Origin of the sequence: Aporhodopirellula sallentina SM41 (assembly GCF_000346505.1) — a bacterium.
Lineage (GTDB): Bacteria > Planctomycetota > Planctomycetia > Pirellulales > Pirellulaceae > Rhodopirellula > Rhodopirellula sallentina.
The window spans coordinates 19,844-31,597 of the sequence record NZ_ANOH01000147.1; the positions used below are offsets into that span (position 1 = coordinate 19,844).

An 11,754-nucleotide genomic window follows, 5' to 3' on the forward strand; every position below is an offset into this window, starting at 1 on the left:
GGTTTGCCTGAGTCTAGCGGCACCGCGACGAACGCCGATCGGCCGATAAATTCTCGACCGGCTTTGAAAACGAAATGACCTAGACGCCAGGATGGTTAACAAGATTGCGAACGCTCGGCCCATCCAGCCCTGATGGCCTAGCAACGCCAACAGGGCCGGGAACGAGCATCCAACTAGATCTCTTCGCTGATCGTTTCCTTCGCAGCGCGAGTACCGAGTGCACCCCACAAACCGTACGGACTCTGGCTTCCTGGTGCGGCGTCGCCGGTGCCCTTGAGCCAGACGCTTTCGGCATGCGAGTCCCCGGCTTCGATCGAATCGGTGATGAACTTCACCGCTCCGTCTGCCATCAGGACATGACATCCACCTTGGTGGCGGCTCGACGGAGGATAGTTTCCGGTCGTGCGTCCAGCACTACAGATCTCGCTGTTGGGCGGCAGCACCGTCAGCATGCCTGAGAAGATTGCGTTGCCGGCGTCGGCCCATCGATACCCACGAGCAGTTGTCGCCGATGATGGAGCCCCTGTCCAGAACTGCGGTCGCGTGGCATCGATCCAGCCCGCTTGGTCTCGACAGTAACTCGGGTTGCTGCGAATCTGCGCATTCGATGGCTCACCGCCATTCTGCGCGACAGTGCGAACGTCGTTGTCGCCAAGGTCCGTCGCGATTTCGCCCATCGCGATCGTGTTCGACAAGCCGTCGAGGATATCACGAAACTTCGCTTTCCCGTGCATCACAAACACACCACGACATGCTGCTCGGGCATCTTCGCGGGAGCCTTGCCAATTTCCGGCACTCGAACCAACGTCGGCGTTCCTGGTGTCAAAGATCCCATGGTTGACCGCGTACAAACCGTCGCCCTGACAGGCGGCGTAGTTCGTGCGTCCAAGAGCAGGCAAACCGGTTCCCGGATCGCTCGGGCAACGCAGTGAAGGAATGGTAGTGACCCACGGATCGTATTCGACGTGGCGAGGTGCCGGCCCCATCGGCGGATAGTCCGCGACCTCGGATTGCCATACATGGCCAGGGATGAGATATGTCAGCCCGGCAGAACCATCGTTCTCGTACGGGTTGCTGATCACTTCCCAAATCGCCTGCTGTTCAAAGAAAGGCAGCAACCCAACCAACACGCTGAGCGAATCACGATTGGAGTACTGGCAATTCCGGTCGTGGTGCTCGTTGTCGTTGAGCGCCGAGGTGCCGCCACCGTGTGTCGGCAGTTGCTTGTAGGCGGAATGGTAGTTGTGAAGGCTGAGCCCGAGTTGTTTGAAATTGTTGCTGCAACTCATCCGGCGTGCTGCCTCCCGAGCCGCTTGGACGGCAGGTAGCAACAGCCCGACGAGAACCCCGATAATCGCAATGACCACGAGAAGTTCGACGAGCGTGAAAGCGCGACGTGGTGTACGTTGGCTACGCATTAGAACATGCTCCGTTAAAAGAAAGATGACGATTCAAAAAGGGGATGCAAGGTAACAATCGCCTCCCCTACACCTATAATTCCGTCGCAGGAGCAATTTACGCATGGAAGTTCAAGAAATTTTGTTTCCGTTCTCCTAATGCCAGAACCAGCGTGCGATCCTCGAAGAAAACGCAGCGATACTTACTGACAACGAGTGCAAAGACTGATTGCCGACACTAAATCACGCCGTTGCGGCCTGGGTGCACGCGTGGCCAGGCGACTGCTGCGACGTTTCCAACACCGCATCCCCCAAACCTTTGTCAGTCTCGCTTCGTGAGCCTGGCAACGAAGCCACCGCCTGGGGCCAATCGCATGTCGAGCGTTTCGGAACGACGAAGCAAATGCTTATCGACGACCAGCCCCGTCGTTGTGTTATAGCCGTGCAGTTTGGCTTTCGCGTTCATGCCCACCAAATCGATCGGAGCTCCATCGATGTCGTCGCGGATGATTTCGACGCAATACTCGCCATTGCCCAAAAAAGTCAGCGAGGTTTCGAAGTCTCGTGCTTGCTGCTCACCATTAACAACACCCACAAACCACTGATCGCCTGTGCGGCGTGCCATGCCAGCGAGCGACCCGATCTTGCTGCCCTCGAGAACAATCGTTTCATCCCACACCGGTGGAACGTTCTGAAGAATATGTGACGCCTCCTGGAGGTCCCTCGCATTCATCATGGTGCCGGGATGTTCGGCGTATGTCTGCAAACCACTCGTGAATAACACAAGGGTCGCAACTTGATGCGCCCACGTCGTTGGCCCCGGATTGGAGAACAACGCCGGAGTGTAGTCAGCATGCCCAACGATGAACCGCGTGAACGGCAATGCCGCGTTGTGGAACGCGGGGATCGGTCCTTCACGCATCTTGTTCACTTCGATTCCGCGAATCCCTTCACGCGTCATTTCGTTGGGATAGGTTCGCTCTTCCCCTGTCGACGCGTGGCAGCCATGGAAATTAATCATCAGCCTTGCCTTCGCCGCGTTGCGAAGAACAGCGATTTCGAAATCAACCAACTCCTTGGACTCACCGTTCATAAAGTCTATCTTCAAACCGACCGCACCTGTTTGAGAGACACGGAAAAAGTAATCTCGCATCTGTTGGTAGTCGTTCTCCGGCGAACGGATGTCCTGGGAATGCACCCACAACCACACCCCAACGTCCTTCGACGCCGCGTGCTCGACGAGTCCACCGACGGTTTCCCAAGGACGGATCCAGTCCTTCCATCCATCGTCGATGGTCGTGTATTCAAACCCCATCTCCGCGGCGAGATCAACGAACTCTCGCTGAGTCTCGGGCGTTCCGAGCCCTAACGTTTCCCAGCTCCAAACGGTTCTTCCCGGGCGGATGTAGCTGGTGTCCGCAAAGAGTTCTTTGTCAGGCTTGGGATTCAGATTTTTGACTAGGTCACTGCCAACGAGTTCATTCAAATCGTCGGCGAGCATGGTGACTCGCCACGGCGTAGCAATCGTTCCCTCAACGTCGAAACCGGAGTTTCCCTCGGTGAAATCAGCGACCAAAGTGCGATGACCGATGGCTTTCAACCGCATTCCGCTGTAGTTGTAAGTTGCCGCTTTGGTGATCGCCGCAAATCCGAGATCGGACGGAAGTTCGAGGACGATAGGAGTTCCCTGGACGGGACCAACTGGCGATGCTTCGGCGAGGTTGTCGATATCGGTTGCGAGCCACTCTCCCGCGTACGACTTCAACTTCCAACCTTTGGTCAGCCTTTCAAAATACCAGGCCTTGCTGTCTGGGATTACTTTCCAACTCGAACTTTCTCCGTCGACGTGCTGCGTCCCCTCGCCAGGCACGACGTATCGAATCGCGACACCGTCATCGTAAACGCGTGTTTCGAGCGTGTAGTTTCTGCCGCTGGGTTGATGGGTGATAGGGAACAACCAACGTTTGTAATGATTTCGAGCGATCGAATGAACGCCACGCGTCGCGTAGGTTTCATCCGTCGCTGAAACAGCAGGCTCGCCGATCTCGACATTACTTCCGAGCGATAGTCCGTCTACTGAAATCCCCAAGGCCGACGGCTCAATGATCACGCGTCCTTTCCATTCGACCTGATAGCGGAGAGCTCCCTCTTCGTTGGTGAAGAGAGTGGCGACAACCTGACCATCGGGACTGCTCATCAACTCCGCTGTGCTCCCTGATGCGGCTGCGGTTTGGATGAGGACACTGATCAGCGCCGCGAAAAAAATGTCTCGGATCATGGTGATGCGATGATGGGAGGCGAAGCGAAGATGACGATCATTTGCAAATCTGATCACCTAGGCTTATTGCGACTTCACGCTGCGGAATTGATCGTACTCCGGGTTCACGTCTGCATCACGGAAGATAGCCCTGTCCTTCCAAAGATCGTACGTTGCCCGCAGTTGCTCCACGGATTCAGGGTATTGCCCCTGGTCATCGGTTTCCCGAATCCAGCCCTCGAGGATCGTACGATGTTTCAGCAACTCAGCGTGGAACTTCGGATCATCCGCGAGATTGTGGATTTGATGTGGGTCGTTCGCGATGTCGTACAATTCTTCTTCCGGTCGCACACCAAACCAATGCTCGCGTTGGTAGTCTGTCAGTTTGCCCGCATCCCGCAAACGTTTGAGGTCCTTTACCTCGACTTTGTTGTCGCGGTACTGCGGCTGCAACATGGGGCGTTCGGGATAGTAGTTTCGGATGTAACGAAACCGGTCGGTACGGACCGTACGGATTCGGTCGATCGTGTAGTCGCAACGGTCGCGTGCCGAAATCACATGTTGTCGAGGTTGATAGTCGGACGCAAACAGGTCTCTGCCGTCGAGATAGTCAGGAAGATCAACGCCCGCCATGGCTAACGTGGTGGCTGATATATCGAGCCCGGAAACGAGCTCCTCACGCACGGTCCCTGCTGCGAGGCCGGGGTGATTGCCTTTGATAACCAGCGGCACATGAACTCCACCCTCGTAACAAAACTGTTTGTGGCGGAGCGAATGGTTACTGCCGTGATCCGAGAAAAAGAAAACGATCGTGTTTTCGAGTTCCCCGTCAGACTGCAATTGCGCAACGATCTCTTCGACCCTCGCGTCGGCACCACGGGCGGCGTTGTAGTGCATCGTCCAGGACGCCTGAAGGCCGGGCGTGTCAGGAAAATACGGCGGCAGAGGGACATCATTCTTACCGAGTTTTTCGCCCGGCCGAACGTGTTTCGCATTCGCTTTGCCACCTTTGATTTCGATCTGCCCAAACCAAGGTTGATTCTTGTCAGGCCGAGCGTTCCAGGTGTCTTTGGTGATCGACATGTTGTGATGGGCGCGGTTGCCCTGCCAACCATTCATGCCCGCACGGTAGTCGGGAGCGCTTCCAACCGAGTAAAGCTTTCGTCGGTCGTAGTGAAAGTTGTAATCATCCTTGCCGCTGTTGAACGTAAAGTACCCCGACTCCCGCATCAGCTCGGGAATCGTTTTCATCTCGGCGGGCAGATGAATTTGAAGTCGCTCGGGAACGACTTCGCCGTTGGTGAACCGGCCCGATCGGTGTTGGTGAGTTCCAGTGGTCGTCTGCATCACACCAGTGATGATTGCGGATCGACAGGCTGAACAAACCGGTGCGGGCACAAACACACGTTTGAACAGAACCCCTTCACCGGCCAACGAATCAATCGACGGCGTGTGCCCCCGGTTGATCGGGTCGTCGTAGCATCCCATGAACGGCGAGAGGTCTTCAGAGAAGATCCAAAGAATGTTTGGCCGTTGGGCAGCCTGAGCACAGGTTGAGAGAACGAGCCCGAGAGCGAGCAAAGCAAATCGGTTCATGAGACAGGTGGGCGAGTGTGGGGAGGGGGGGGCAAGAATCCGCGGATGCAGTGGCCTGCAAGTCGCAAACGATTATGGAGTCAGTCGATGTGGAGCCATTCAATGTGGAGTCAGTCGATTGCGATCGCAACGTGAGTTGACCATACCGGTCGATCATCGGCAAAGAAAATCAACGGGAAGAATCACCGGAGAGAGAGGTGATATTTCGTCAGCAAGGCCTCGGTTGCTGCGTTGAAATCATCGTCATCGAGCATCCGATCATAGACCACGATCTCCGCGATGTTGCCCGCCAAGAAAGATTTCGCTTGAGAACCGTTGGCACCGATCACGTGAGAACGCTTCTGAGATGCACCCTGCAGTGGAATGCCACTGCCTTGAATTCTGCCGTCAACGTACAGTTCATAGGTGTTCTTGGCGAAACTGTATTTCACCCCGGCCAATACGAGGACTTGGTCCAATTGAGACTCGCCCTTCACGGTATGCCGTTGATATGTCCACTGCTGGCTGCTCCTGGTTGTCATCGCAGATACGTTGACTTTGGGCTCAGTCCCTGATTGCGACAATCGAATTTTCGTTTGGCTTTGCAACGAAAGCATCGCGCCGACTTTATCTCGCTCCAAACTGCATACCACGAAGACGGTCAGGTCATCGCTGCACTCGATCGGCGATGTCACCAGACATTCCTTGCGTTTCCTTCCGTCAAACTGCAGAGTTGGCCAACCGGTCGGTTTCGAAAGTAACGGAAAACTGTTCTCTCGCCAAAGAGGACGGCTTTCCGGAGCGACCTGCCACGCGGCGGTCCGCGACGGTCGGGCAGACACCCCATCAGTCCTGATGCCGTCCGCCAAATTGTCCCACGACACGACCCGCGAACGTTCGTCTCGCTGCACACCCTGACTGGCTTCAAACCATAGGGAAAGGTTCTCTGTCGAAGGCAAGTTGGTGATCGATTGCGGGGAGAGAATCCTCGCGCTGTCCCTTGGGATTCCCACAAAACGGCGCGGAACCGCCGGGATACTTTCCTTCATATTGACGTCGCGTACCGAGCCTCGGCAAAGAAGCCGCACTGCCGAGTTTTCCTCGAGCACGAGGCGTTCTGATGTGCTCGGCGTCGAGGCTGAGTTTTGCTTGAGATAGGCGATTAACCGCGTCGGAATCAATTCAGTTTGCCCGGCAAAACAGTGCACCTCGGTGTTGCCGCTGGAGTCCACATCGACGCCGAATTGATTCCCCGGCGTGACGACCTGAGCCGAGGGAGTCACGATTTCGAAATGCGTGCGATCGAGATCAGAATCAGACACGGGAGTTATCGCAAGCAGCCTACCAAAATGCAGGTAACAGCTCTCACCGGTTTGGATTTCGAGATCCGCAGGTCCCTCCAATGTCACGACAACACCGTTATTGAACTCAACAGAGAGCAGACCTTTTGAAATTGCGATCGATTCACCCGCATGGAATTCCTCCGGCGTACGCAGGCCCCATTTCTCGGTATCGATGACACAGTCAATGCGTTGGACGATTCTAGCGAGCCCGCGGCGAAACGGCGTCTGCTGCTGGCTAGCGACCGACTGCGTCGGCAGAACCACGGCAGTTTGTTCGGGACCGCGGGTGTAAGACTGCAACGTCAACGTGACCAACAACGTGGCGGCGACCACCAAGGCAGCTTTCGTGAACGTGCGCCGCATCGCATGCAACCGTGACACCCGATCGTTTCGAAGTGCCTGCGTGCTACTCGGTTCTTTGCCATGCGGCGGTTGCCGGGAATCAACTCCACTCCGTGATGGCTCGAGGTGGTCCAGACCGGCAACCGCGTGAACGTCACCCGTGTGTTCATCGGGGACATGCGTTTCGGCGAGCGCCCCCAGAACACTGACCGTGCGCAGATACTCTTTTTGGATTTCGACGTCTTCGAGCATCGCGTCTTGCAGACGATCGAAATCTTCCGCCGAGATCGTCTTGTCGATCGTCTGATAGATCAGGTCGCGTATATCTTGATTCATTCTTGTCCCTTATCCATCGACCAGGTCTTGCGACAACTGGGTTTTGACGCAATCGAGTAGAGCGGTACGGAGGCTGTTCATCTGGTAGTAAAGTCTGCGTGGTTTCCGCTGGGTCTCGGCGGCGATCTTTGCCACCGAATCTCCGCATCGATGAACGCTCAACAGCAAACGCCGCGAGTGTTCTCCCATCTTTTCGAGGCAGTTTTCAACGGCACATAACTCCGCTTCGCGAGCGTCAATATCGTCCATTGCGAGATCCGCGAGTTCCGCCAAGAGTTCGCCACGGAATACCATCCGGTCGCGAGACCGATCCCGTTGATAGCTCATCACTTTGTAACGAGCGATCACGCAAACCCAGCACGCGAAATCATCGTGCGAACCGCGGGCTTTGTTTCCCTCGAACTTTTCGAATTGGTTCCACGCCTCCAACGCGGTCTCTTGCATCACGTCATCCAAACCCTCGCCCCCCGGCAGGAGGCCTCGCGCAAAGCGTCTCACGATATGCTCGGTACGCGCGAGCATCCCAATGAAACGTTGGTTTCGAACGAGTTCGGATTCTGTGTTCACCGCAAAAATCCCCTTTCTACGTATAGATTCCGCACTGCCCGCGTTTTACCAACTTTTTTTGAGCTTCGTCGGCAACCGTTTCGATCGCGTCTCGCTGCAGGAGTGAGGAGCAAGACTGCGACGGCGAGAGTGCCGGAGCGAGAGCACGCGAACGGGCGGGTAAAGGCGGAAAATTGGCGAGACCATTTTGAAGCCGGACGTGCCATATTGCCGAAACTGAAGTCGCCAGAATTCAGGCCACCGAAGTCGGGCGAAATCGCCTACCTCTGTTTTAAGAATGCTCTCGCGATGAATTGATGATCGCAGTGTTCAACCGGATTTCGATTCTGTCAGGGAGCTACCGTTTCGAGAATCGGATCGATCAGCACGACGTGATCGAACCCGTCGAACGAGTCCGCGTCGGTCGACACGAAAGTCAAAAAACGATCTTCCGGGTCGAGATCAACAATCATCTCGAGTTCCCCGTCGGCTCGTGTGAAATCGAGCCGACTGTCGCGGAGTTCGCCGTCGACGAAGATTCGAAAATCCGCGCTGAAACGATTCGCTTCGAGCCACTCGGGAGCGTCGGCTTCCTTGATCGCTGAGTTGTCAAGGTTGGCGACAACGCCGACGAAACGTGTCGGCCGTCGGTCGAGCTGGCGGATCGCGTTGAGATCGATCGTCACCCCCACGTTCGCATGCAACCCGATCATGCCACTGTCGCACTGACTCAGTCGCTCCATGACTACGCCGAGCGTGAGCGTTCCCCAGAAATCTTTCACGCGGTAGTTCAGTTGCACGTCATTGATTTTACGGCGTGCCCAAATCGGTCCCCAGGTTCTGCCTGTGCATTGAGGAAGGTCGACGAGCGTGCCGGACGAATCGATTTCGGTTTCGATTCCGTTGAGCCACGGGATAAATACGCTGTCGATAAAGGGATGCCATCGGGTTTCTTGCAGGCCGCTGGCGAATCGGTGCCCCGGCCCCGTCGGTGTCTGCCACGGACGTCGGTCGGGGTCGCCGGTGTCGGGCCCGATCGCAGTGGATAAATTGTTGTCGAACAACGAGGTGGCGCAGACGACATCGACAAGACTGAGTTCCGCAGGGTCGCTACGCAGCGAGTTCGGAAACTCGCGGACAAACGATTCGGTAGATCCCATTACCGTCGGCTCGATCGTGCCGTGATCGCTGATCCGGGCGGACATCCCTTCGGTCAGGGATACCGTCGGCTGCGATGATTCACCACTCGCGTCGGGACTGACTTCGACCTTACCGTTGAAAACATGGACATCCGTTTCCGCGATGTGATTGAGCGAAACGGCGAGTTCGGTACCGAGGTCGACGACCGTTGCCGTCGGAGTTGTCAGGTGAAAATGCTCTCCCGCCACCCGTCCGGTGATACGCCCCTCTTCGAGTCGTCCGGAGTTTGCTCCGCTGGTGACGAACTTACACGGGCCGTGCAGGATAATCTTGGCCGCCGAATAATACTCGAGCTCGACGAGTCCCTTGCGAACATCGATGCTGTCGCCTTCGACTTTCCGCAGCAAGAACTCGCTATCGCTGGAGTCCGGCCCCCAGACCACCTCGGGTGAAACGTTTGTGATTCGCGCGACATAATTGACCGATGCTTCGCGAACCTGCGATTGCATATCATCCCGAAGAGTCACTCGTTGATCGAGCAGCGTGCCTGCGTTGTGCTGTTGAATTGAGTACCGGATCGCAACGGCCACGATCATACTCGCAGCCATCGTCATGACGGCGGCCAGTCGCCATTTCGTCATCGTGGGAGACTTCTTCTGCGAAGCAGCCAGCGTTTGCGGAGTTGTCCGTGTTTGCGTATTTCCCTGCTTCTTCGACACTGTCTGTGTGTCGGTACTCGGCGGACGGACTTCGTCGGAATCCGCGAGCGACCTCGCCGCACTATCGACCGCCGAAACATGCCGGAGTGTTTGGGACATGGCGACCACGTCGAGGTACTCATCGCGTACTTCGTCGTCTTCGAGGATCGCGTCCTGAAGGCGATCAAACTCTTCTGCGGTGACGGTTCCGTCGACAGTGCGGTAGATCAAACGTCGGAGATCGTCTTTCATGACGTGCAGTCCTCTAGCATTCGACGTTGAACACACTGCAGCAAAATGGTTCGTAGCCCGTCGATTTTGTAATAAAGCTGTCTGGCTTTTTTGCCTGTTCTTCTCGCAATCTCAGCCACCGATTCGCCAGGGCGATGAACGCTCAAAAGCAAATTCCGCGACGCGTCTTCCATTTCCGAAAGGCACTTCTCGACTGCAGCGGATTTTTCACGCCACTGCTCGGCTTGCTCGTTCGCGCCCGCGGCGAGGCGTTCAATTACCTCGACATGAAACACCAACTTGTCTCGGGAGTAATCGCGTTTGCGTCGCAGCACCTTGTAGCGAGCGATCGCGCACGCCCATCGCAGGAATTGATTGACGTCATTCTTTTCGGGATCCTCGCGGAACGTTGAGAACTTCCGCCAACACTCCAACATCGTTTCCTGATACACGTCATCAACGCCGTCATTGGTCACCATCAGTGACCGGACGTACAGACGAATCGCGGTATCGTTCTGTGATACCAGACGGACGAAATTCTGATTCCGCTCCTCTTCCTGAATGCTGTTACCTGATGACATTCACTCCTCCAGATGAACCTTTCCCGCTGCACGGTGATTTCCGCGAGAAATCTAAAAAAACTTGACAAGATGCGATGCCTTGACCCGGTGCCCCCCAAATTCAACCGATTGGAATCCGTCCGCTTTCGGTCGGCCCGCCATCCAATCTCGCTGTTTGTTCACTACCTGCAGTCCTCCAATAGGCAAAAGAAGTTGATCTTTTTAAAAGAAATTTTTGTAGATCAGTCTACACAGTGAATTGACAAGTAGACGCCCCCGAGACCGTTTTAAAGGGGGACAGGTGCTCTTAAACATTCTAAGGAGATTTCTATGAGTCCTTTCGTTATCAGACGAAAGTCGGGCTTCACGCTGGTGGAGTTGCTGGTCGTCATCGCCATTATCGGGGTTCTAGTCGGGCTGTTGCTGCCTGCCGTCCAAGCCGCACGTGAGGCGGCTCGCCGGATGAGTTGCAGTAACAATTTCAAACAACTGGGGCTGGGAATTCACAACTACCACAGTGCCTTTGGCCAGCTTCCAACTCACGGCACAGGGACTTTTGATCCGGGAGTCGCGAAGTGGTGGGATGCTCGCGATCAATCGAACAACCGCAACCTCAGCATGCTCGTCGGTTTGATGCCGTACATCGAACAGCAAGCAATCTGGGAGCAAATCTCCAACCCGCTCAACGAAGACGCGTTGGGGAATTCGCCTCCGGACCCATCTTCGTTGCCGGGACTCAACGGCGGTCCTTTCCTGCCAATGGGGCCGGATCCCGGTGAGATTCTCTACTCACCGTGGGCCACGCAAATCCCGACCCTTCGTTGCCCGAGCGACCCGGGAACCGGTTTGCCTTCGCTCGGCCGGACGAACTATGCCGCGTGCACCGGCGACTCCGACGGCGGTTCGGCCCAAGGATCTCGCGAACAAAGCGGACTGCCGGAATCCGGTTCCGGAAGCCCCAGCATGGCCGAAGTCAACCGTGCCCAGTTCCGAGGTGTCTTCGTGGCGCAGAAGAACATGCGGTTTCGTGACATCCTCGACGGGCTCGCAAACACGATCGCGATGGGCGAGATTGCGACGGACCTCGGCGACAACGACAAACGCACCATCGCTCCAGATAAGTCTTGGCACAACCTCACCGATTCGCCGCAAAACCACTGCGAGCAATTCGTGTCCGCCGAACGCCCCCAGTTTTGGGACAGCCCCGGATACAACGACTCCAGTGCAGGACGTGGTTACCGGTGGGCGTCGCATCGCCCCATGTTCTCTCAGTGCATGACAATCCTGCCGCCCAACCGGGAAATCTGCACATCGAACAACTCCCTACGA

8 protein-coding genes are annotated in these 11,754 nt (G+C 56.1%); 1 reads left to right on the plus strand and 7 read right to left on the minus strand.

All coding sequences use genetic code 11. The features are described from left to right. Window positions 1-173 precede the first annotated feature (173 nt). The 7 genes from RSSM_RS09735 to RSSM_RS09770 form a co-directional block, all read right to left on the minus strand. Window positions 174-1,418: a DUF1559 domain-containing protein gene (locus RSSM_RS09735; protein WP_008677321.1), complete on the minus strand. Its 1,245-nt coding sequence runs from the start codon at window positions 1,416-1,418 to the stop codon at window positions 174-176. A 301-nt stretch (window positions 1,419-1,719) separates the two neighbouring features. Then, a complete protein-coding gene (locus RSSM_RS09740) occupies window positions 1,720-3,675 on the minus strand; it encodes a glycoside hydrolase family 97 protein (protein WP_008677322.1) in 1,956 nt (651 codons plus the stop codon). 63 nt (window positions 3,676-3,738) lie between these two features. Further along, entirely contained in the window at window positions 3,739-5,250 is a 1,512-nt protein-coding gene (locus RSSM_RS09745; RefSeq protein WP_008677323.1) for a sulfatase family protein, read from the minus strand. A gap of 182 nt (window positions 5,251-5,432) precedes the next feature. Further along, on the minus strand, window positions 5,433-7,250 hold the full coding sequence (locus RSSM_RS09750; RefSeq protein ID WP_008677324.1) for a FecR protein: 1,818 nt from the start codon (window positions 7,248-7,250) through the stop codon (window positions 5,433-5,435). A gap of 9 nt (window positions 7,251-7,259) precedes the next feature. After that, window positions 7,260-7,817, minus strand: coding sequence for a sigma factor (locus RSSM_RS09755; RefSeq protein ID WP_008677325.1), 558 nt, complete (start codon window positions 7,815-7,817; stop codon window positions 7,260-7,262). A 329-nt stretch (window positions 7,818-8,146) separates the two neighbouring features. Beyond that, complete coding sequence (locus RSSM_RS09765) at window positions 8,147-9,886, minus strand: hypothetical protein (RefSeq protein WP_008677327.1); 1,740 nt, start codon at window positions 9,884-9,886, stop codon at window positions 8,147-8,149. After that, window positions 9,883-10,446 (minus strand): sigma-70 family RNA polymerase sigma factor, encoded by a 564-nt coding sequence (locus RSSM_RS09770; RefSeq protein ID WP_008677329.1) that lies wholly within the window; start codon window positions 10,444-10,446, stop codon window positions 9,883-9,885. Before RSSM_RS09770 ends, RSSM_RS09765 begins: the two co-directional genes overlap by 4 nt. A gap of 309 nt (window positions 10,447-10,755) precedes the next feature. On the opposite strand from RSSM_RS09770, the gene RSSM_RS09775 reads away from it, so the two are divergent. Beyond that, window positions 10,756-11,754, plus strand: a 999-nt coding sequence (locus RSSM_RS09775) for a DUF1559 domain-containing protein (RefSeq protein ID WP_008677330.1), incomplete at its 3' end; no start/stop codon positions are given.